Source organism: Xanthomonas sp. 3498 (genome assembly GCF_014199795.1).
GTDB classification, from domain to species: domain Bacteria; phylum Pseudomonadota; class Gammaproteobacteria; order Xanthomonadales; family Xanthomonadaceae; genus Xanthomonas_A; species Xanthomonas_A rydalmerensis.
On the sequence record NZ_JACHOH010000004.1, the window covers coordinates 263,638 to 285,813 of the forward strand.

Sequence of the window (22,176 nt, forward strand, 5' to 3'; positions counted from 1 at the left end):
CCAAACGATGCTGATCACGCTCGGCATCCGCAACATCGCGCCGTCCGCGGAAGATCCGCACCACGACGTGTACATCGTGCAGCTCGACCCCGACGCAGCGCAGCCGTTCCGCCTGGGGCAGTCCATCCGCGGCGGCCACGCTGAGCGCGGCGGTTCCATCTCCCTGGCGCTGGACGAACTGGAGGCATGGACTGGCGACTGGCGCCAGCACCTGCGCCACGCCGGCTGCGCCTGGGCCATCGCGCCGATCGAAGCGGCGCAGCGCAGCGGCGACCTGCAGAGCGCCCTCGCCCAACTCGCCGCCGGTGCGGCGCAACGACGTTCAACCTGAGGTCGCTGACCCAGGATGCTTGTCTTCCGCCCACTGCAGCAGGCTTTTTGTAATCCCCCGTAGGAGCGGCTTCAGCCGCGACCGGGCTTTCCTGATAAAGCCTGTCGCGGCTGAAGCCGCTCCTACGAGAAAGCGCACAACAGGCTCAGCCGTGACCCGAGGCCCGGCGACAACGCCACGCCGCACGCCACACCGCCTGCGCCGACGCGTCCCTCCTCTCTCGCCGCATGCCTGAACTCAGCGCGCCATGGCCGCCACGCGCTGGGTCAGGTGCGCGGCGATCGCGCGCTTGAACGGCGCGACCCGGTCGGCCACGCGCAGCGCGGCGCTGCGCAGGGCACGCGCCGGCAGGCGGTCGTCGGTGTACAGCGCGGCGATCGCGTTGGTCGCCTCGTACAGCGGCCGCGTGGCCAGGCGGTGCCCGCGCTGGTAGCCGGCCAGCAGCGCGGGCGCGGCGATGTCGTCGCCACGCGCCACCGCCGCGTGCAGCGCGCGCGCCAGCCGCGCCTGGCTCTGCAGGCCGAAGTTGAACCCATGCGCGGTCACCGGATGCATGCCCACCGCGGCGTCGCCGATCAAGGCATAGCGCTCGGCCACGAAGCGCTGCGCGTACACCGCCACCAGCGGATAGGCCTGCGGCCGCACCAGCGGCGTCATCGCGCCCAGGCGGTGCTCGAAGCAGGCGCCGATTTCCGCGCCCAGCTTCGCCTCGTCCATCTGCAGCAGCGCCTGCGCGCGCTCCGGCGGCAGCGTCAGCACCGCCGAGGCCTCGTTGCCGTGCAGCGGCAACAGCGCCATGGTGCGGCCGTAGCCGAACCACTCCCAGGCGGTCTGATGGTGCGGGCGCTCGTGGTGCACGCGACACACCAGCATGGTGCGGCCGAAATCGCGCAGCTGCGCGCCGATCCCGCTCATGCGCCGGGTGCTGGAGAAGCGGCTGTCGGCCGCCACCACCAGGCGCGCGGCCACGCTGCGCCCGTCGGAAAGCTGCAATTGCGCCTGGCGCGCGTCGCGGCGCAGCGCCTGCACCGAGACCCCATCGAGCAGGGTCAGGCCGGGCTGGTCCTGCACCGCGGCGAACGCGGCGCGGCGGATCAGGTGATTGGGCACCAGCCAGCCGAGATCGCCATGGCCGCCCTCGCCCGCGGCGAAGGTCAGCGCGAACGGCGAGGAGCCGCTCATCACCCGCGCATCGCGCAGCGGCGCAATCGCCTGCGGTTCGATCCGCACCCACAGGCCCAACTGTTCCAGCAATGCCCGCGAAGCATGGGTCAGGGCGATTTCGCGACCATCGAAGGCGGCCTCGGCCAGCGCCGCGCGCGGCTGCGGCTCGATCAGCGCCAGCGACAGGCCGCTGCCGGCCAGCGAGCGGGCGAAGCACAGGCCGGCAGGGCCGGCCCCGACGATGGCGATATCCACTTGCATGCGACGACTCCGTGATCGGACCCGGCCAGGATACGACCGTCGCGCAGCGCGTCCTTGATCTGGATCAGCGCTGCGACGATCGGTCGCAGCCCGCGCCGCTCAGAGCAACGCCCACACCAGTTGCAGGATCGCCCACAGCGACACCACCCACACCAGGCTGCGCACGTACGGCACGCCGGCCGCGTACAGCGGCACGTAGGCCACCCGCGCCCACAGGTAAATCTGCGCCGACAGCGCGGTGTGCGCATCGCCCTTGCCCAGCGCCGCTACCGCCACCGCCGCTGCGGCGAAGAACGGGAAGGTCTCCAGGAAGTTGCGCAGCGCGCGGTCCAGGCGCCCGGCCACGCCGGCCGGCGGCGGTTGCGGCGCATCGCGCGCGCCGGCGTTCCACTTCAGCCCGCGCTGCGCGGTGACGAAGGCGGAGGCGAGCAGCAGTTGCGCGATCCCGAGCAGGATCGCCCAGGCCAGCATGCGGATTTCGATGGGCATCGGAGCCTCGGAGGAAAGGAAGACGGCGCGCAGCATGCCGCTCAATCGGGCATGGCCACGTGATAGCCGACCAGACGCCAGGTCTTGTCCTCGTCCAGCCGCAACGACACCAGCTCGCGCACCGGCTGCGGCGCGTTGGCGAAGCGGCTGGGGAAGCTGACGTTGACGTAGGTGCCCGGCGGCACCTGCGAGCCGGCGGCGTACTGCACGCGCGCCACGCTGGCGACGCCGCGGCCGATCAGCGCGCCCAGCCGCGCACGCGCAGCGTCGATCTCGCGCACGAACACAGCACGCGTCACCGCCTTCTTCGCTACCGCCGAGGCGCCGTCCCACAGCTCGCCAGCGCGCCCGGCATCGACCAGCTGCGCGGCGCGCAGCCCGGCCTGCGCCATCTGCGCATCCTGCTTGGCCAGCGGCCCGGGGGCAGGCACAGCGGCGCCGGCGTGGCGCGGCGCCGGTTTCGGTGCAGCCGCGGGCGCGGCAGCGGGCGTTGCTGGCGGAGCGGCGGGCGGCACGGGCGCAGCCGACGGCACTGGCGCCGCGGTTTGCGCAAAGGCGGCGCCGGCCATCAGGGCCAGCAGGACGACAGGCAGGCGAAACGGAACGGGGGTGGGCAAGGACATCGCTCGGCAGCGGCGGTGGCGAGGGCCGCAGTCTACGCCGCCACGGCGGCCCCGCGCAGCGGCACCTACGGCGTCTCCTCGCCAGGCGCCACCGCCGCCGGAACGGCGTAGCGCTGACGGTGCCAGGCGCGCCAACTGGCCCACAGCGCCCAAGTGGTCGCCGCAAGCAGGCCGAACAGGCTCAGCAACGAACCGGTGCGCGCCAGCCAGGGCGCATGCAGGCCATTGGCGACGTGCAGCAGCACTTCGGCGATCACGAAACCGCCCAGCGCCAGCAAGGCCGGGGGCAGATACAGCCGCAGCATCAAGCGGGTTCCGGCGGCCATGCGCGTGCTCCGGGTTGGGATGCGGCGACGCTAGCCCCGCATCCATGCCCGCCACGTGAATGACCGGCACGCACCGCAATCTCCGTTCAGGCGCCGGGCGAGGCCAGCGGCAGCGTCGCCACGTCGATCTCCGACAGCGGGCTTTCGGCCGGACAGGCCTGGTCCGGGAACCCGAAGCGCTGCTTCAGCGCCTGGCCACAGGCGGTCAGGCTTTCCAGATCCACATCCTTCCTGGTCTTGCACTCCTGGTCGAAGGCGACCAGGAACGCATCCTTGCGCCGCACGAAATCGTCGCCGCACTTGCGCAGTTGCTTGATCCGCTCCAGGTCGTCCTGCACCGCGTTGGTGCCATCGAGCCCGTACTGCTTGAGTTCGTCGCTGGTGAGCAGACGCAGACTGCGGTTGGGCACGGTCATCATCAGATCGGCCACCGCCACCGCCACGCCGTTGCGCTCCAGGTAGTCCTTGACGTTGCCATAGACCTCCTGCAACTCGCGGTTGAGCTCGGCGCGCGAGGTCGCGGTGGAACTGATCCGCATCATCCGGTGGATGCCGACGTTGCCCGAGATCAGCCGGTTGTCGCCGGCGGCCAGCACGAACACGCAGGCGCTGTGGCAGACCGAGCCTTCGCGCACCCACACGGTCCAGCCGGATTCGCCGATCGCATCGCCGGCACGAATCGCCGCCTCGACCTGGCCGCCACTGGAATCCAGGTCGAGCACGCGCTTGCCGATGCCGGTCTGTTTGGCCACTTCGGCCAGGCGCCGCACCATTTCGGCGAAGCCGGCATTGATCTTGCCGACATAGCGCACCCGCATCAGCCCGCGCTCGCGGCACGGCGCCAGCGCCGCTTCGACAGCGGGCCGATCCAGCCCGGCCAGCGGCTGGCCGTCGCCGGCCTCGGCGGCATAGTCGGTGTCGCAACTGATGAAGGCCTCGCCGTTCTCCAGGGTGGCCTCGTCCCAGGCCAACGGGTCGCGCTTGGGCGCGACCGCATGCGGCGGCGGTGCCGGCGGCGTGCCGATCGAGACCATGTGCTCGCCGTCGGCGGACGGGCTGTCGGCAACCGTCCGCGGCGTCGACGCCGGCTGCTGCCCGCACGCCAACAGGCCCAGGCAACACAGCGACAACCAGCAGAGTCTGAACGGAACGGCCAAGCGGAGCATCCATGGGGAACACGAAAAACACAGGCGCCAGGCACCCGTGGACCTAGTCTAGTGCCGCCGCACGACACCTCCCCAACTGCGCCTAAACCGCGGGCGCGACGGCCACGCGGCAGCCGCGGCATTGCTGTCCGAAAACGGCCAGTGCACCGCGCCCGAGCCGACTAGACTGGCGCCATGCCTGCCCTCGCCGCCACCGACCACACCCTCTACGACCGCGCCCGCCAGTCGCGCGACGCGCGCTTCGACGGGGTGTTCTTCACCGCCGTGCGCAGCACCGGCATCTACTGCCGGCCGGTGTGCCCGGCGCCGCCGCCCAAGCGCAGCAACGTGCGCTACTACCCCAGCGCCGCGGCCGCGGCGGCGGCCGGCTACCGGCCGTGCCTGCGCTGCCGCCCCGAACTGTCGCCGGAGGCGCAGCAGCACCTGGGCGAAGAGGTCGTGCGACGTGCGCTGGCGCTGATCGCCGAGGGTGCGCTGCAGGACGCCAGCGTCGCCGCGTTGGCGGCCGAACTGGGCATCAGCGCGCGCCAGCTGCAGCGCCTGTTCGTGGCCCAGCTCGGCGCCACCCCGGCGGCGGTGCACGCCACCCGGCGCCTGTTGCTGGCCAAGCAACTGCTCACCGAGACCGCCTTGCCGATCACCCAGGTGGCGCTGGCGGCCGGTTTCAACAGCCTGCGCCGCTTCAATGCCGCCTTCCTGGACGGCTGCGGCATGCCACCCTCGGCGATCCGCAAGCAGCGCGCCGAGAGCCCTGGGGGCGATCTGGTGCTGCGCCTGGGCTATCGGCCGCCGCTGGACTTCCCGGCGATGCTGGCGTTCCTGCGCAAACGTGCGATCCCCGGCATCGAGCGCATCGGCGAGGCCAGCTACGAGCGCGTGCTGGGCCCGTGCGAGGCTTCCACCCGCATCCGCGTCGAGGCCGATCCGCAGCGCCACGAACTGCGCCTGCACATCGCTGCGGCCGATCCGCGCGCCATTCCCGATATCGTGCGCCGGGTACGCCGCGTGTTCGACCTGGATGCCGACCTGCGCGCGGTACATGCCACGCTCGGCGACGATCCGCTGCTGGCGCGCGCCATCGCCCGGCGTCCCGGGCTGCGCGTGCCGGGCGGCTGGGACGGGTTCGAAGTGGCGGTGCGCGCGGTGCTCGGCCAGCAGGTCAGCGTGGCCGGCGCGGCGACCCTGGCCGCGCGCCTGGTCGATCGGCATGGCGCCGCGCGGCCCGGCCAGCCGCCGGGGCTGGATCGCGCCTTCCCGACGCCGCAGGCGCTGCGCGACGCGCCGCTGGAAGCGATCGGCCTGCCACGCTCGCGTGCGGCGACGATCCGCGCGCTGGCGCAGGCGGTGCTGGACGGCCGCCTGTCCTTCCGCGCCGGCCAGCGCCTGGACGATTTCGTCGCCCACGCCGTCACCTTGCCGGGCATCGGCGCCTGGACCGCGCAGTACATCGCGCTGCGCGCGCTCGGCCAGCCCGATGCCTTCCCCGCCGGCGACCTGGTCCTGCAACGCATGCTCGGCGCGGACGGCGCACGCCTGAGCGAACGCGCCACCGAGGCGCGCGCGCAGGCCTGGCGGCCCTGGCGCGCCTACGCCGTGCTGCACCTGTGGCACCTGGCCAACGATCCTCCCGAGGAGACCCGCGCATGACCGCATCCCCGCTGTACTACGACCGCTTCGACACGCCGATCGGCCTCCTCACCGTCGCCGTCGGCAGCGATGGCGTGCGCCACATCCTGTTCCCGGAAAACCGCTACGACGCCCGCGGCCGTGCCGACTGGATCCACGATCCGGCGCCGGTGCGCGAGGCACGCGAGCAATTGCTGGCCTATTTCGCCGGCGAGCGCGAACGCTTCGACCTGCCGCTGGCCCCACACGGCACGGACTTCCAGCGCCGGGTGTGGCTGGCGCTGGCCGAGATCCCGTTCGGCGCGACCTGGAGCTACGCGCAACTGGCGCAGCACCTCGGCCAGCCGCGTGCGGTGCGCGCGGTCGGCGCCGCCAACGGCCGCAACCCGCTGCCGATCGTGCTGCCCTGCCATCGGGTGATCGGCGCCAACGGCGCGCTCACCGGCTTCGGCGGCGGGCTGCCGACCAAGGCCGCGCTGCTGGCGCTGGAACGGCGCGACGGCAGCGGCACGACATCCGGCACGATGGCGTCGCTGTTCGGCTGAGCGCAGCGAACGCTGCGGCGTCGCGCGTCGCGTGTGGCGCCGATGCCGATGCGCGCGCAGCGCGTCCTGTCTTCGCCACGTCACCGTGCGCGCTTTATGATGCCGCGATGATGTCCTCCGTCCTGCGTTCCACGCTCGTCTGCGCCACCCTGTTGCTCGGTGCCTGCGCCTCCACCCCTTCCACGCCGTCGCACGCGACCGCCGCGGCCGCCGCACCCAGCGCCGCAGCACCGGCGACGCTGCCCACGCCGGTGCTGTTGATCTCGATCGACGGCCTGCGCGCGGACATGCTCGATCGCGGCATCACCCCGAACCTGAGCCGCATGGTCCACGACGGCGTGCGCGCGCAATGGATGACGCCCTCCTATCCATCGCTGACCTTCCCCAACCACTACACCATCGCCACCGGCCTGCGTCCGGACCACCACGGCATCGTCCACAACAGCATGCAGGACCCACTGCTGGGCACGTTCCAGATCAGCGATCGCGCCGCGGTCGGCGACGGCCGCTGGTGGGGAGGCGAGCCGATCTGGGTCGGCGTCGAGAAAGCCGGCCTGCACGCCGCGACCTGGGCCTGGCCGGGCAGCGAGGCGGCCATCCAGGGCGTGCGCCCCAGCCGTCGCCAGGCCTTCGACGCCGACATGCCGCCGAACGCACGGGTCGATCAGGTGCTGGGCTGGCTCGACGATACCGGCGCACCGCGTCCGCAGTTGCTGACGCTGTACTTCGAACAGGTGGACGAAGCCGGCCACGACCATGGCCCGGAGTCGCGGGAATACGCGCAGGCCATCGCCAGCATCGATGCGGCGATCGGGCATCTGCTCGACGGCCTGGCGCAGCGCGGCGAACTGGACCGCATCAACCTGGTGCTGGTGTCCGACCATGGCATGGCCGCGGTGCCGCCCAAGCAGGTGCTGGCGGTCGAGGAGATGGTCCCGCCGCAACAGGTCACGGTGATCAGCTACGGGCAGTCGGTAGGCATCGCCCCGCGCCCGGGCCAGCAGGCGGCAGTGGAAGCGCGGCTGCTCGGCGCGCACCCGCAGTACGACTGCTGGCGCAAGGGCGAACTGCCGGCGCGCTGGCACTACGGCAGCAACCCGCGCATCCCGCCGATCGTGTGCCAGATGCACGAGGGCTGGGATGCGCTGCCGCGTGCGCGCATCGCCGAGAAGCCGCGCAGCCTGCGCGGCTCGCACGGCTACGATCCGGCGCTGCCGTCGATGCGTGCGGTGTTCGTCGCCCGCGGCCCGGCCTTCCGCCAGGGCGTCACCCTGGCGCCGATCGACAACGTCGACGTCTATCCCTTGCTGACCCGCCTGCTCGGCATCCCCGCCGCGCCCAACGACGGCGATCCGCAGGCGCTGCTGCCGGCGCTGCGCTAGGGCGCCCGCACGGGGCGACGCGTGCGACAATGGCCGCATGCACTCGCCCGACTCCGCGCAACCGCCGCGTCTGCGCCAACTGATCTCGCAAGAGAGCTGGAAACAGCGCGCCGTGCTGTGGGGCGGCGCGGTAGCGGTGGCGCTGGTCTCCATCGTCTTCGCCAAGGCCAGCGACGCCGCCTTCCACGTGTTCCAGCGCATCATCGGGCATTCGCCGTGGTGGGCGTTGCTGCTGACCCCGAGCGTCTTCGCCCTGCTCGCCTGGCTCACCAACGGCGCGCTGCGCCCTACCCGCGGCAGCGGCATTCCGCAGGTGATCGCGGCGCTGGAACGCCCCGACGACGGCTTCCGCCAGGCCAACCTGTCGCTGCGCGTGTCCGTGGGCAAGCTGATGCTGACCACCATGGCCTTGTTCGGCGGCGCCTCGATCGGCCGCGAAGGCCCGACCGTGCACGTCGGCGCCAGCCTGATGTACGTGTTCGGGCGCTGGTTCGGCTTCCGCGATGCGCGCCAGGCCAGCCATTTCCTGCTGGCCGGCGGCGCCGCCGGCATCGCCGCCGCGTTCAACACGCCGCTGGCGGGCGTGGTGTTCGCCATCGAGGAACTGAGCGGGCGCTTCGAGCACCACTTTTCCGGCACCCTGCTGACCGCGGTGATCGTCGGCGGCGTGATCTCGCTGGGCCTGCTCGGCGACTACACCTACTTCGGCCGGGTCGCCACCGCCGGTCTGCCGCTGGGCAAGGCGTGGCTGGCGATCCTGCTGTGCGGCGTGGTCGCCGGCCTGCTCGGCGGCGCTTTCGCGCGCATGGTGCTGCTGACCGTCGCCGGCAAGCCGCGCTGGCTGGGCGAGCTGCGCCGGCGCCAGCCGGTCCTGCTGGCCGCACTGTGCGGCCTGGCGCTGGTGCTGCTGGGCCTGATCTTCGGCACCGGCGCGTTCGGTACCGGCTACGAGCAGGCGCGCAGCCTGGTGCAGGGGCACGCCAGCGTCGGCCACGAGTTCGGCCTGATGAAGCTGCTGGCGAACCTGGTGTCCTACGTCGCCGGCATTCCCGGCGGCCTGTTCTCGCCGGCCCTGGCGGTCGGCGCCGGGCTCGGCCACAACCTGGCCGTGCTGATGCCGGGCGTGGACCCGCGCATCTTCGTGCTGCTGGGCATGTGCGCCTATCTCACCGGGGTGACCCAGGCGCCGCTGACCTCGGCGGTGATCTCGCTGGAACTGACGGACAGCAGCGACATGCTGCTGCCGATCCTGGCCACGGTACTGATCGCCCGCGGCGCCTCCGCGCTGGTCTGCCGCACGCCGATCTATCGCGGCCTGGCCGAGCTGTTGCTGGGGGCGCCGCCGCCGGCGCCCGCGCCGCCTGCCGAAGAGGAAGCGCCGATCTCGCTGGCCGCCGATCTGGCCGGCAGCGACCACGATGACCGCGACGACGGCCCCACCGCGCCACGTCCACACTGAGCGGCGGTTGGTCCTGCGCGCGGCGGCTCGCCCTGAGCGGCCGCGTGTCCTGAGCGGCAGCGCGATCGGGATGACGTTTCGCTCCGCCCTGCTCCACTGCAAGGCGTCCACCCCCGCCTCACGGCACTGCCAGGCATGCACGCCAGGCATAAAAAAACGCGGCGCAAGCGCCGCGTTCTTGGTCAACCGGTGGCTGGCTCAGCCGGCCTTGGCGACCGTCTTCTTGGCCACGGCCTTCTTCACCGCCGGCGCCTTGACCACCGACTTCTTCGCGGCCGGCGCGGCAGCGCCCACGGCCACCTTGCTCACGCTGTGCGAGCGCGAATTGCCGTAGCTGGCGTTGTAGCGCTTGCCCTTGGCGGTCTTGCGGTCACCCTTACCCATGCTCATCGACTCCTGAATGTGTTTGCGAAAACCCCCGCGAGCTGCACGGGGTTTGGCGAGGCCAACGCGGTCAGCGCCCTCGCGCAAGGGCGGCAAGACTACCACGTGCGCTCAGTGGGCGCAGCTTGCGTCGTGCACGTGGCCGTGGTTCAGCCGCAGGTTGAGCAGGTGGGCCAGCCCGACCAGGGTGCCGCCGAAGGTCATGATCGCCGCATGCGGCGCCACCGCGTGGTGCAACGCCGGCACCAGCAACCCGGCCCACAGCGACAGCAGGCCCAGCAGCAGCAATCCCAGCGCCTGCCACACGCGATGGCGGCGATAGCCGAGCACCAGGCTGAACAGGCCGAGGCACGTCACGAACAGCACCAGGGTGCGCTCCACGCCGTCGCCCAACCACATCGACAGGCCCAGCGACGGCAGCACCGCCAGCGCCAGCGGCAACACCGCGCAATGCACCGCGCACAGCAGCGAACCGGTGGCGCCGAGGCGGTCGAGCGCGGCGCGCAGATCGAACGGTGAGGACATGACGGTCGGCACGGTTGAAAGTGTTACGGAATAATATAACATTCGGCCGCCGGCGACCAGCGCGTCCCGCGCCCCTTCCTGGACTGTCCGCTGCGATTGCGCGGCGCCGGTCGCGCGCACGTCGCCACGAACATCCCTCCGAATGGAATGCCCATGCCCTCTTCCCGCCCCGCCCTGCTCCGCCGTTCCGCCCTGTCCCTGGCCCTGCTTGGCCTGTTGAGCCCGTCGCTGGCCCTGGCCGCCGACCCGACCACCACGACGATCGCCGCCGATGCCACGCCGCCGGCCAGCGACAGCCGCCACGGCGCAGGCCACACGCAGGACCGGCACGTGAAGGACATGGACCAGGTGGTGGTCACCGCCAGCCCGCTGCGCGATGCCGCCGGCGCACTGAGCCAGCCGGTGGACGTGCTGGCCGGCGAGCGCCTGGACGAGAACCGCGGCGCCAGCATCGGCGAGACCGTGGCCAGCCTGCCCGGCGTGCAGAGTTCCAACTTCGGCCCCGGCGTGGGCCGGCCGATCATCCGCGGCCTGGACGGCCCGCGCGTGGCGGTACTCAACGACGGCCTGTCCTCGCAGGACGTGTCCACGGTCAGCCAGGACCATTCGCCGGCGGTGGAACCGTTCCTGGCCGACCAGATCGAGGTGCTGAAGGGACCGTCCACCCTGCTGTACGGCTCCGGCGCCATCGGCGGCGTGGTCAACGTGGTCGACGGGCGCATCGCCGAGACCCCGGTCGACGGCGTGCACGGCCGTGCCGAGGCGCGCTGGGAAGGCGGCGACAAGAGCGGCAACACCGACATGTTCCGGGTCGACGCCGGCAACGGCAGCGGCCTGTCGATCCATGCCGACGGCGTGTATCGGAATCTGAAGGACTACGACACGCCGCAGGGCCCGCAGCTCAATTCGTTCGTCAAGTCCAAGGTCGGCTCGATCGGCAGTTCGCTGGCCGGCGACTGGGGCTTCGTCGGCGTGTCGGTCTCGCGCTTCCGCGACGACTACGGCAACCCGGGCGAACCCGGCGATCCGGCCGCCGGCGAGCGCGGTGTGTCGCTGCAGCTGCACCAGGACCGCTTCGAGCTCAAGGGCGCGCTGAACGACCCGTGGGGCGACGGCAGCGCGCTGCGCTACAGCTTCGGCCACACCGCCTACACCCACACCGAGTTCGAAGGCGCGGAAGTGGGCACCAAGTTCGACAAGCGCGCCAACGAAGGCCGCGTGGAGGCCTCCTTCGGCCTGGGCGGCGGCTGGCAGACCGCGGTCGGCGTGCAGGGCAGCGATTCGACCTTCCAGGCGGTCGGCGAAGAGGCCTTCGTGCCGAAGACCGACACCCGCGCCATCGGCGTGTTCGCACTCGCGCGCAACAGCTGGGACCGCGTGCAGGCCGAGCTCGGCGCGCGCGTGGACAAGACCAAGTACGAGACCGACACCGGCGTGGACCGCGACTTCACTCCGAAGAGCCTGTCGCTGAGCGGCGGTTTCCGCTTCAACGAACAGTGGCGCCTGACCGCCAACCTCGACCACGCCGAGCGCGCCCCGGCCGAGGAAGAGCTGTTCGCCAACGGCCCGCACATCGCCACCCTCGCCTACGAGATCGGCAACCCCGATCTGAAGACCGAAAAGGCCAACCAGGCCGAGCTGGGCCTGATCTTCAAGAACGACTGGGTCGACGCCAAGGTGGCCGGTTACTACAACCGCTACGACGACTTCATCTACATCGTCGACACCGGCGGCCAGTGGTACCACGAGGAGGACAACGACTTCCTGCCGATCCGCCAGTGGACCCAGGCCGATGCGATCTTCCACGGCTTCGAGGGCGAGGCCACCTTCCACCTGGCCAACAACGACAGCGGCGCCTGGGACCTGCGCGTGTTCGGCGACACCGTGCGTGCGCGGCTGAAGGACGGCGGCAACCTGCCGCGCATCGCGCCGGCGCGCTATGGCGCCCAGCTGCGCTGGGACGCCAGCCACTGGCGCGCCGCGCTGGGCGCCACCCGCTACCAGAAGCAGGACAAGGTGGCGGTCAACGAGACCCCGACCGCCGGCTACACCCTGGTCGATGCACACCTGGCGTATCACGTCGATACCGGCAGCACCGCCTGGGAAGTGTTCCTGGACGGCAACAACCTGACCAACCAGGACGCGCGCGTGCACACCTCGTTCCTCAAGGACGACGTCATGCTGCCCGGCCGCAGCGCCTCGTTCGGCGTACGCCTGTTTTTCTGATCGGCACGTTCGCCGCAACGTGACGAGGCCGCCTTCGGGCGGCCTCTTTTTTGGGCTAATGCGGCGCGCTGCGCGAGAACACGTTGATCACCACCACGCCGGCGACGATCAGCGCCATGCCGACGATCGCCGGCGGATCCAGCGCCTGGCCGAACCGCCACCACGCCAGCAGCGAGATCAGCACGATGCCGATGCCCGACCAGAGTGCGTAGGCCACGCCTACCGGCACGCTGCGCAGGGTCAGCGACAGCAGATAGAAAGCGATGCCATAGCCGCACAGCGCCAGCAGCGTCGGCCACAGCCGGGTGAAGCCCTCGCTGGCCTTCAAGGCCGAGGTCGCGACCACCTCGGCGAGGATCGCCACCAGCAGGAACAGCCAGTTCTTCATTGCAGGACACTCTTGGAAACCATGCGCGCCACGATAGCAACTGGGGGCGTGGCGGCGATGGAAATAGCGATGGGCGCTATCGCAGATGTACCCGCGCAACAGCACGCTTTGTGCCGTTTTTGGGCCGTCGGCCGCGACAGGCATCCAGGAACCGCCTCTGTCGCGGCTGCGTTCCTCATGCGCAGCCACGCCTGACCAAACGAAGCAACGCTGCACTGCGCACCGCACGCCATACGCTGCAGTGCAATGGCGGCCTGGCTGGGCAACCTGTCACGCAAACGAGGCATGTACCGCGCTGCACAACGGTCAGACCGCCCGACGGCGTTACAAAGAGCGCCGCGCGTTACCCCTGTCTCGCGCCGTACCGGCCGATGCGTCGCGGCCGCGCACTGTACGTGCGCGCCGCCTGCCGGCCGACTGTTCCGGATGAAGAAAGGAGAGATTCTTCATGCAACTTGCACCGCTTCGCCATCTGCTGCCCCTGTCCGTCGCCGCCGCCCTGCTCGCACCACCCGCGCAGGCACAGGCCGCCGACGCGCCCGCTGCGCCTGCAGCGCAACCTGACGCCACCACCCTGGATACCGTCGTGGTCAGCGGCACCGCGCGCTTCAAGGGCCTGCGCAAGCGCGACACCAGCTTCTCGATCACCACCGCCACGCCCGAACAGATCCAGCAAGCGGTGCCACAGAGCAGCGCCGACCTGTTGAAGATCGTGCCCGGTGTGTGGGCCGAGCCCAGCGGCGGCGGCACCGGTGCCAACATCTTCGTGCGCGGCATGCCCTCCGAAGGCGATGCGCCGTTCGTCACCTTCCAGCTCGATGGCGCACCGCTGTTCCCGCCGCCGACCCTGTCGTTCCTGGAGAACTCCACGCTGTTCCGTACCGACGACACCATCGAACGCATGGAGGTGCTGCGCGGCGGTCCCAGCCCGATCTTCTCCAATGGTCAAGCCGGCATCACGGTGAATTTCATCCAGAAGAAGGGCCAGGACGAGCCGGAAGGCAGCGTGCGCGTCACCGGCGGCAGCGACGCCCTGCGCCGCATCGATCTGTTCGACAGCGGACCGATGGGCAACGGCTGGTACTACAGCGTCGGCGGCTTCTTCCGCGAGACCGACGGCGTACGCGACCCGCAGTTCCCCGCCGACAAGGGCGGCCAGTTCAGCGCCACCCTGAGCAAGCGCTGGGACAGCGGCGAACTGTCGTTCTATGCGCGCCACACCGACGACAACAACGCGTTCTACACCGCGATCCCGTTGCTGTCGCGCAACAACGGCAACGACCTGTCCAGCTTTCCCGGCCTCGACGCGCAGCGCGGCACGCTGCTGAGCAATGACTTCCGCAACGTCACCCTGCCGGTCGGCCCGAACGGTGAGACCATCCAGCGCGATCTGGGCGACGGCCGCGGCGTCAACATCGACGTGTTCGGTGGCGAGCTGAACTGGCAGCTGGGCGACTGGACCGTCGCCGACCGCTTCAACGTGATGGGCGGCACCGCGCCGACCTATGCGTTGTTCACCGGCGACGCGCCGCAGCGGCTGGGCGACTTCATCGCCGGCTACGGCAGCCCCGGCAGCGCGCGCTATACCAATGGCGGCGGCACGGTCGACCAGAACCAGCAGGTGCTGGAAGCCGGCTGGTGGTCGGTGGACAAGCGCCTGAATTCCTTCACCAACGACCTGCGCCTGAGCCGCACGCTGTTCGCCGGCAACACGCTCACCGTGGGCAGCTACTACGCCAGGTACACCTCCAACGACACCTGGTACCTCGGCAACACCATGCTGCTGACCGCGCAGAACCACGCGCGGCGCATCGACGTGACCCTGGACGACGGCCGCCTGCCCACCCGCGACGGCTTCACCAGCACCGCCTTCCTGGCCCTGCGCGCGCACTACCAGGGCGAGAACGCCGCGGTGTTCGTCGCCGACGAATGGGAGCTGGACGAGCGCCTGCGCCTGGACCTGGGCGTGCGCTACGAGCGCCAGCGCGTCACCGGCACCGTGCACGACACCGCCACCGTGGACCTGGACGGCAACCCGGCCACGCTCTACGACAATGCCACCTCGATCTCGCTGCCCAGCGCACGGCGCATCGACCAGGACGACAACGCGCTGTCGTGGACCGCCGGCCTGAACGTCAAGCTCGACGCGCACAACAGCGTGTTCGCGCGGGTCAATTCCGGGGTCAAGTTTCCCGGCTTCGACAACCTGCGCGACGGGCAGACCAAGGTGCAGGACATCAGGCAGTACGAACTGGGATTGAAGTCCGGCGCGACCAACTACGATCTGTACCTGACCGCGTTCTACAACACCTTCAAGAATTCGCCGTTCCAGGCCTTCCTGGCCAACGGCACCAACTTCACCACGGTCGGCGATTCGCGCGCCTATGGCCTGGAGGTGGAAGGCGCGATCCGCCCGTTCGGCGGTTTCGAACTGGCCGGCACCGGGGTGTGGCTGGATGCGAAGTACCGCAACTACCGCGAGTACACCGGCAACCAGGTCATGCGCCAGCCCAAGCGGCAGTTCCGGCTGACCCCGAGCTACTACTGGATGCTGCCGTTCGGCGACCTGCGCGTGTTCGCGACCTATTCCTACATCGGCGAACGCTACGCCGACCTGGCCAACAGCCAGCGTCTACCGTCCTACGACATGCTCGACGTCGGCGCCAGCTTGCACAGCGGCGAGCACTGGGAGTTCACCGCCAGCGGCAGCAACGTGACCGACACGCTGGGCCTGACCGAGGGCAATGTGCGCGTACCTGGTGCGGCCACCGGGGGCGTGTTCATGGGCCGCCCGATCGCCGGTCGCCAGTATCAGCTGTCGGTGGCGTACCGCTGGTAGCGCCTGCGCGACTGCAGACGCACGCGCTGCAATCGCCAGGGTTTCGTCGCGCGCATCGGCCGCGACAGGGGCGATCCGTCGTCTGTCGCGGCGGCCGCCGCTGCTGCAGATGCGCCCTCGACGCGCACTCGTGCAGTTGCGGCCACGAGGATCCGCCCGAACGCATCACTGCCTCGACACCCTCCCTTCGCGTTCTCTTCGCAATCCCTTCGCGGGATCGCCGCGATGCTGGCGACCGGGTTCGGATGCGTGCCCGTTCGTCGGCGCCACCATGGCGGTGCCGCTACCCAGGTCGACTCGCTCCATGCTGCGCCTGCGCGCGCACGGCGGCGGTCCCCAGGCAGGAGAGACCGATGCAGCATGACCCCCACCGTTCCGACGCCGCGTCCGGCGCCGCCGGCAGCGCGCCCGATACCCCGCTGAGCGAGGACGAGGCCGCGCTCGCGCGCCGGCTCGGCATCAACGGCCTCTCGCGCCGCGAATTCATCGCCCTGCTCTCGGCCGCCGGCCTGAGCAGTGCCGGCGGCCAGATCCTCTTCAGCGACGCCGCGTTCGCCGCACCGGTTGCCAAGACCGCACCGCCGCAGAACGCCTTGCCCGTGGTCCTGGAGGTCAACGGTCAGCGCCACGCGCTGCAGTTGGACCCACGGACGACGTTGCTGGACGCGCTGCGCGAACATCTGGCGCTGACCGGCACCAAGAAGGGCTGCGACCACGGCCAGTGCGGTGCCTGCACAGTGATCGTCGACGGCGAACGCCGCCTCTCCTGCCTGACCCTGGCCGCACAAGCCGAAGACACGCAGATCACCACCATCGAGGGCCTGGCCGACGGCGAGCAGTTGCATCCGATGCAGGCCGCGTTCGTGCAGCACGACGGGTTCCAGTGCGGCTACTGCACGCCGGGGCAGATCTGCTCGGCCGTGGCGCTGTTGAACGAGATCAAGCGCGGCGACGCCAGCCATGTTAGCGCCGACGTCAGTCGGCCGGTCACCGAGCTCAGCGACGCCGAGGTGCGCGAGCGCATGAGCGGCAACATCTGCCGCTGCGGCGCCTACCCGAAGATCGTCGCCGCCATCCAGGACGTGCACAGCGGCGGCGCGCCGCGGCCGCTGACATGGCGCTATGTCGACCAGTCCGCTGACTGCCCTGAAGATGGCGAAGGAGGTGGCCGATGACGCCGTTTAAGTACCAGCGCGCGACCACGCCGGAGGACGCGGTGCGCCGTGTCGCCGCCAACCCGAACGCCCGCTTCCTCGGCGGCGGCACCAATCTGCTCGACCTGATGAAGGAAGGGGTGACCGGCGCCGACGAGATCGTCGACCTGACCCGGCTCAAGGGCCTGGCCGAGATCGCCGAAACCGCCGACGGCGGCCTGCGCCTGGGCGCGCTCGCCAACAATACGCAGACCGCCAACCATCCCCTGGTGCGCCAACGCTATCCGTTGCTGAGCCAGGCGATCCTGGCCGGGGCCACGATGCAACTGCGCAACATGGCCAGCAACGGCGGCAACCTGCTGCAGCGCACCCGCTGCGGCTACTTCTACGACACCGCCCTGCCCTGCAACAAGCGCGAGCCGGGCAGCGGCTGCGGCGCTCGCGAGGGACTCAACCGCACCCACGCGATCTTCGGCCACAGCCCCCACTGCGTGGCGGTGCATCCGTCGGACATGTGCGTGGCGCTGGCCGCGCTGGACGCGACGGTGCACGTACGCACGCCCGCCGGCGCACATCGCGAGATCCCCTTCGCCGAGTTCCACCTGCTGCCCGACGCACGCGCCGACCTGGACAACCAGTTGGCGCACGGCGAACTGATCGAGTCGATCACGCTGCCGGCGCAGAGCTTCGCCGCGCACAGCCACTACCTGAAGGTGCGCGACCGGGCCAGCTACGCGTTCGCGCTGGTGTCGGTGGCCGCGGCGCTGGCGCTGGATCCAGACGGACGCATCCGCGAAGCGCGCATCGCCATGGGCGGGGTGGCGCACAAACCCTGGCGCGCGCGCGCCGCCGAACGTTCGCTGGTCGGGCAGCATGTCGGTGAAGCTGCCTTCGCCGCCGCTGCGCAGGCCGAGATGGCCGCGGCGCGGCCGCTGGCGCACAACGCCTACAAGATCCCAATGGGCACGCACGCGATGATCCGCGCCCTGCACCGCGCCAGCGGCAGTGACGCCGCGTGAGCGGCCAACCGGAGAACCGGCAATGAACTACATCGGCAAGGAAATGCGCCGCGTCGACGGCTACGCCAAGGTCACCGGCAAGGCGCGTTACGCCGCGGAGTTCCAGATCCCGCATCTGGTGCACGGCTACATCCTCACCAGCACCATCGCCAAGGGCCGCATCGTGCGCATCGACACCCGCGCCGCCGAAGCAGCGCCCGGCGTGATCAAGGTGCTGACCCACCTCAATGCGATCAAGCCGGTGTCCGATGCGGTCAAGAAGAAGGGCGAAGACCTGTCGTTCCGCGCCCTGGTCGACGACCGCATCCATTTCAATGCGCAGCCGATCGCGGTGGTGGTGGCCACGACCTTCGAACAGGCGCGGCACGCATCGCGACTGATCCAGGTGGACTACGCCGTCGAGACCGCGCACACCGATTTCGACGCGTTGCTCGACCAGGCGCACGATCCGACCCCCGAGGAATCGCCGAAGCCGCGCGGCAACCCGGCCGCAGCGTTCGCCGCCGCGCCGGTGAAGCTGGAGGCCGCGTACACGATGCCGGTCGAGCACCACAACCCGATGGAGCCGCACGGCGGCATCGGCTACTGGATCGGCGACACCCTGACCGTGGTCAACAAGAGCCAGAACGTCTACCAGGACCGCGAACAGCTGGCCGGCTACTTCGGCATTCCGGTGGACAAGGTCAACGTCGTGTCGCTGTTCGTCGGCGGCGCGTTCGGCTCGTGCCTGCGCCCGAACTACTACACCTTCCTGCTCGGCGCGGTGTCCAAGGCGGTGGGGCTGCCGGTGAAAATCGTCTACACCCGGCGGCAGATGTTCAGCGGCCACGGCTACCGCCCCTACTACCGCGTGGAACTGGGCCTGGGCGCCGACGCCGCCGGCACGCTGCAGGCAATCCGCTACCGGCACGTGCTCAACACCTCGCGCATCGAGGCGTTCAACGAGGCGATCTTCCGCAATGCGCGCTCGCTGTATGCCTGTCCCAACGTGGAAGACCGCTTCGAGGTGGTGGAGACCGACCTGCCGACGCCGCAGGCGATGCGCGCGCCCGGCACCATCAGCCAGATGTTCGGCATCGAGTGCGCCATGGACGAACTGGCCTATGCGCTGAAGATGGACCCCTTGCAACTGCGCTTGGCCAACTATGCCGAGACCGACCCGGAAACCGGCAAACCGTTCTCGAGCAAGGCGCTGCGCGAATGCTACGCGCTCGCTGCCGAGACCTTCGGCTGGAGCAAGCGCACGCCCGAACCGCGCTCGATGCGCGATGGCCGCCTGCTGGTCGGCTGGGGCATGGCCACCGGCACCTGGGCGGCGATGCAGATGCCGGCGCTGGCGCGAGTCGTGCTGAAAGCCGACGGCAGTGCCCGGGTCGGCAGTGCCACGGCCGATATCGGCCCCGGCACCTACACGGTGATGACCTTGATCGCCGCCGAGTATCTGGGCATCGATGCCAAACGCGTGCAGTTCGAACTCGGCGACACGCGTCTACCCAAGGCGCCCGCGCAGGGCGGCTCGTGGACCACCGCCAGCGTCGGCAGCGCGATCCACGGCGCGGCGCGCGAGATCCGCGGCAAGCTGCTGGAACTGGCGCGGCAGGATGGGCAGGCGGCGTTCAGCGGGCTGGACGTGGATGCAGTGGAACTGGTCGATGGCCGGCTGCGGCCGACTGGCAAGCCCGAGGCCGGCCTGGAGGTCGCCAAGCTGATGCGCCAGCACGGCCTGCAGGAACTGGAGGTGGTGCACGAATCCAAGCCCTCGGCCGAGCGCAAAAAATACGCGACCGCCGCGCATGGTGCGCAGTTCATCGAGGTCAAGGTCGATCCGGATACCGGCATGGTGCAGGTGACGCGGGTCATCGAAGCCACCGCCTGCGGCAAGATCATGAATCCGCTGACCTCGCACAGCCAGGAAATCGGCGGCGTGGTAATGGGCATCGGCATGGCGCTGAGCGAAGGCACCGAGATCGACCATCGCTACGGGCGCATGCTCAACGCCTCGCTGGCCGACTATCACGTGCCGGTCAACGCCGACGTGCACGAGATCCAGACCATGTTCGTCGAAGAGGACGACACGATCGTCAACCCGCTCGGGGTCAAGGGCATGGGCGAGCTGGGCATGGTCGGCATTCCCGCGGCCATCGCCAACGCCGTGTTCCACGCCACCGGCAAGCGTATCCGCGATTTGCCGATCACCCCGGACAAGTTGATCGGCTGAGCGTAGTCACCCTTGCTGCGCCGCGCTGCATTAATGCACTTTGCCGCGCGTCCCTCCCCTTGTAGGAGCGGCTTCAGCCGCGACAGGCGTCACCGGTAACACCTGTCGCGGCTGAAGCCGCTCCTACAGCAGGCTTCCGTCGTCATTAGGAAAGCCCTTTCCGTCCTGACGAGCGAGGCAGAACACCATTCCAACGTCGACCGCCGTCTGACGGGAACTTCTGCTCGCTTCAATCCGGCCATTGCGTAGCAAGCTCTGCAGGATTTGCCGCAACGCCCCGCCCCACGGCAACCGCTACGGATCCAGCCATCCCCGCGCCACCGCCGCCTGCACGTCCTCCGGCGTGTCCAGATCCAACGCCAGTGCAGGTGCGACGATGCAGCCGAGGCTGTCCGGGGCCAGCGTCGCGAACAGCGCGCGCAAGCCCTGATCGCCGCCCAACGGCAGCGTGCGCCAGCGCTGCTGGGCCACCACCGCCGGCATGCCGCGCACGCCGGCGTAGGCGCTGAACGCGCAACCGGACGCCGCCCGCGCGGCCGCCGCCAGCAGGTCCTGCAGATGCGCCGCCGATAGCGCCGGCTGGTCGCAGCCGAGCACCAGGCTATGGGTGATCGATGCATCGTCGCGTACCGCCGCACGCAGGCAGTCGAGGCTGCCGCCCATGCCGGTGGACCAGTCCGGATTGTGCACACATTCCACCGGCAATCCCTCCAGCAGCGGACGCAGCGCCTCGGCCTGCGCGCCCAGCACCACCACGCAGCGCGCCGGCGCCGTGGACAAGGCCAGTCGCACGACCTTGCGCAGCAGCGGCTCGCCGTCGCTGGTCAGCATCTGCTTGGGGCGGCCGAGGCGGCGGCTGGCGCCCGCGGCCAGGATCAGCGCCGCATGTGCCTGTGTCATCACCCGCCGCCCTCGGCCAGCCGTCGCGGTGCCGCCGCCAGCGCATCGCGATGCGATCGCCGCGGCCTGTCGCTCGCCTGCGCGACCGTGCTCAGCCGCGGCGGCGCCGCCCGGCTGGCCTGCAATTGCGCGGCGATACTGAGCGCGATCGCCTCCGCGCCGCTGCCTCCCAGGCGCAGCCCGATCGGCGAATGCAGGCGCGGCGACAGCTGCGCGCGTTGCGTGGGGCTCAGCAAACGGAACAGGTCCTCGCGCCGCCGCACCGGTCCCAGCAGGCCGAGGAACGGGATCGCACTGCCGGCCAGCGCATCCAGCGCTTCGCGATCCAGTTCGAAATTGTGGTGCATCACCAGCGCCGCATCGCTACCGGCACAGTCGGCCAGGGCGCGTGTCGGCGTGCACGCTAGCGTGCAGTCGGCCAGCGCTCCCAACGCAGACCAGCGCGGCCGCTGCTCGACCAGGGTGGTCATCCAGCCCAACTGACGCAGTAAGGGCAGCAACAACGTGGTTTCCGGGCCGGCGCCGAAGACGCTGACTCTCGGCGGTGGCGGCACATGCACCTCGCCGACGCGCGGCGGCGCCGCGGACACCGCGCGCCAGGGCAAGCGCCATTGCAACGCCTGCTCGGCCACGCGGGCGGCGATGCCACCGTCGGCATCCAGCGCCAGGGTCAATCCACCGCGCCCCTGCAGCCAGGCCTGGGCCAGCCCATCGAAACCGGGCAAGGCGAGCAGCGGCAACAAGGCCAGGTGCAGGCGGCCCCGGCAACCGGCGGACGAACCCGACAGCAGGTCTTCGTCCTCGCGCGTATCGATCTCCATCCATGCCGGCGCGCAGGAGGCGGCGGCCTCCGCGGCACACCGCGCGATCTCCGGCTCCAGGCAACCGCCGCTGAGCCAACCCTGCTGCGCGCCATCCGGACCGAACAAGGCCATCGCCCCGGCATGCGCGTAGGTGGAGCCTTCGCGGGCCATCGCCACGGCCAGCACGGCAGGCGTGCGGCGGCGGCAGGCGTCGAGGGCTTGATGGAGACAGTGTCGGGCAGCGGACATGCGGCGGCACAGGCGAAAGGGGGAAGCCCGAGCCTAAGCGGCGGCCTGTGGTCGCGAGGTGACCCTGGCTGTCGTTCGGTGGGTGTCGGGTTTGCGGCG

19 protein-coding genes and 1 pseudogene are annotated in these 22,176 nt (G+C 70.4%); 10 read left to right on the top strand and 10 right to left on the bottom strand.

Features of this window, described 5'->3' with window-relative positions; translation table 11 throughout:
• The first annotated feature begins 7 nt into the window (after positions 1-7).
• Entirely contained in the window at positions 8-331 is a 324-nt protein-coding gene (locus GGR66_RS13905) for a hypothetical protein (RefSeq protein ID WP_160969679.1), read from the top strand.
• A gap of 237 nt (positions 332-568) precedes the next feature.
• Here GGR66_RS13905 and ubiM read toward each other — a convergent pair whose 3' ends face one another.
• From ubiM to GGR66_RS13930, 5 genes are all read right to left on the bottom strand, one after another.
• The gene (ubiM, locus tag GGR66_RS13910; protein WP_184448627.1) at positions 569-1,756 is read right to left on the bottom strand and encodes a 5-demethoxyubiquinol-8 5-hydroxylase UbiM; all 1,188 of its coding nucleotides are present in this window, start codon (positions 1,754-1,756) and stop codon (positions 569-571) included.
• A gap of 99 nt (positions 1,757-1,855) precedes the next feature.
• Entirely contained in the window at positions 1,856-2,245 is a 390-nt protein-coding gene (locus GGR66_RS13915) for an MAPEG family protein (protein WP_184448628.1), read from the bottom strand.
• A gap of 41 nt (positions 2,246-2,286) precedes the next feature.
• A complete protein-coding gene (locus GGR66_RS13920) occupies positions 2,287-2,868 on the bottom strand; it encodes a DUF4019 domain-containing protein (RefSeq protein WP_184448629.1) in 582 nt (193 codons plus the stop codon).
• A 65-nt stretch (positions 2,869-2,933) separates the two neighbouring features.
• Positions 2,934-3,194: a hypothetical protein gene (locus tag GGR66_RS13925; RefSeq protein ID WP_184448630.1), complete on the bottom strand. Its 261-nt coding sequence runs from the start codon at positions 3,192-3,194 to the stop codon at positions 2,934-2,936.
• An 86-nt stretch (positions 3,195-3,280) separates the two neighbouring features.
• Positions 3,281-4,360 carry a hypothetical protein gene (locus GGR66_RS13930; RefSeq protein WP_255421695.1) on the bottom strand — a complete coding sequence of 360 codons (1,080 nt, stop codon included), beginning with the start codon at positions 4,358-4,360 and terminating at the stop codon, positions 3,281-3,283.
• A 174-nt stretch (positions 4,361-4,534) separates the two neighbouring features.
• Here GGR66_RS13930 and GGR66_RS13935 point away from each other — a divergent pair, with 174 nt between their 5' ends.
• The 4 genes from GGR66_RS13935 to GGR66_RS13950 all read left to right on the top strand — a co-directional run bounded on the left by GGR66_RS13935 (position 4,535) and on the right by GGR66_RS13950 (position 9,372).
• A complete protein-coding gene (locus GGR66_RS13935) occupies positions 4,535-6,007 on the top strand; it encodes a DNA-3-methyladenine glycosylase 2 (protein WP_184448631.1) in 1,473 nt (490 codons plus the stop codon).
• Positions 6,004-6,531: a methylated-DNA--[protein]-cysteine S-methyltransferase gene (locus GGR66_RS13940; RefSeq protein WP_184448632.1), complete on the top strand. Its 528-nt coding sequence runs from the start codon at positions 6,004-6,006 to the stop codon at positions 6,529-6,531. Before GGR66_RS13935 ends, GGR66_RS13940 begins: the two co-directional genes overlap by 4 nt.
• 107 nt (positions 6,532-6,638) lie before the next feature.
• Positions 6,639-7,913, top strand: a complete 1,275-nt coding sequence (locus GGR66_RS13945; protein WP_184448633.1) for an ectonucleotide pyrophosphatase/phosphodiesterase — start codon at positions 6,639-6,641, stop codon at positions 7,911-7,913.
• 37 nt (positions 7,914-7,950) lie between these two features.
• A complete protein-coding gene (locus GGR66_RS13950; RefSeq protein ID WP_184448634.1) occupies positions 7,951-9,372 on the top strand; it encodes a chloride channel protein in 1,422 nt (473 codons plus the stop codon).
• 198 nt (positions 9,373-9,570) lie between these two features.
• On the opposite strand, the gene GGR66_RS13955 is transcribed toward GGR66_RS13950, so the two are convergent.
• Positions 9,571-9,756: a 30S ribosomal protein THX gene (locus GGR66_RS13955; RefSeq protein WP_010343492.1), complete on the bottom strand. Its 186-nt coding sequence runs from the start codon at positions 9,754-9,756 to the stop codon at positions 9,571-9,573.
• 111 nt (positions 9,757-9,867) lie between these two features.
• Positions 9,868-10,281 carry a MerC domain-containing protein gene (locus GGR66_RS13960; protein WP_160969663.1) on the bottom strand — a complete coding sequence of 138 codons (414 nt, stop codon included), beginning with the start codon at positions 10,279-10,281 and terminating at the stop codon, positions 9,868-9,870.
• A 153-nt stretch (positions 10,282-10,434) separates the two neighbouring features.
• On the opposite strand from GGR66_RS13960, the gene GGR66_RS13965 reads away from it, so the two are divergent.
• Entirely contained in the window at positions 10,435-12,507 is a 2,073-nt protein-coding gene (locus GGR66_RS13965; RefSeq protein ID WP_184448635.1) for a TonB-dependent receptor, read from the top strand.
• Positions 12,508-12,562: 55 nt separating this feature from the next.
• On the opposite strand, the gene GGR66_RS13970 is transcribed toward GGR66_RS13965, so the two are convergent.
• Positions 12,563-12,895, bottom strand: a complete 333-nt coding sequence (locus GGR66_RS13970) for an SMR family transporter (protein WP_010343489.1) — start codon at positions 12,893-12,895, stop codon at positions 12,563-12,565.
• Positions 12,896-13,343: 448 nt separating this feature from the next.
• Between GGR66_RS13970 and GGR66_RS13975 the strand changes: the two genes are divergently transcribed.
• The 4 genes and pseudogenes from GGR66_RS13975 to GGR66_RS13990 all read left to right on the top strand — a co-directional run bounded on the left by GGR66_RS13975 (position 13,344) and on the right by GGR66_RS13990 (position 20,125).
• Entirely contained in the window at positions 13,344-15,734 is a 2,391-nt protein-coding gene (locus GGR66_RS13975) for a TonB-dependent receptor (protein ID WP_184448636.1), read from the top strand.
• Positions 15,735-16,087: 353 nt separating this feature from the next.
• Positions 16,088-16,834 (top strand): annotated as a pseudogene (locus GGR66_RS13980) (2Fe-2S iron-sulfur cluster-binding protein); the annotation flags it as partial.
• Between the two features lie 71 nt (positions 16,835-16,905).
• Positions 16,906-17,907 (top strand): xanthine dehydrogenase family protein subunit M, encoded by a 1,002-nt coding sequence (locus GGR66_RS13985; RefSeq protein WP_184448637.1) that lies wholly within the window; start codon positions 16,906-16,908, stop codon positions 17,905-17,907.
• 22 nt (positions 17,908-17,929) lie between these two features.
• Positions 17,930-20,125 (top strand): xanthine dehydrogenase family protein molybdopterin-binding subunit, encoded by a 2,196-nt coding sequence (locus GGR66_RS13990; RefSeq protein WP_184448638.1) that lies wholly within the window; start codon positions 17,930-17,932, stop codon positions 20,123-20,125.
• Between the two features lie 294 nt (positions 20,126-20,419).
• On the opposite strand, the gene GGR66_RS13995 is transcribed toward GGR66_RS13990, so the two are convergent.
• The gene (locus tag GGR66_RS13995; RefSeq protein ID WP_184448639.1) at positions 20,420-21,025 is read right to left on the bottom strand and encodes a nucleotidyltransferase family protein; all 606 of its coding nucleotides are present in this window, start codon (positions 21,023-21,025) and stop codon (positions 20,420-20,422) included.
• Positions 21,025-22,077: an XdhC/CoxI family protein gene (locus GGR66_RS14000; protein WP_184448640.1), complete on the bottom strand. Its 1,053-nt coding sequence runs from the start codon at positions 22,075-22,077 to the stop codon at positions 21,025-21,027. The genes GGR66_RS13995 and GGR66_RS14000 overlap by 1 nt, the downstream gene beginning before the upstream one ends.
• Positions 22,078-22,176 lie beyond the last annotated feature (99 nt).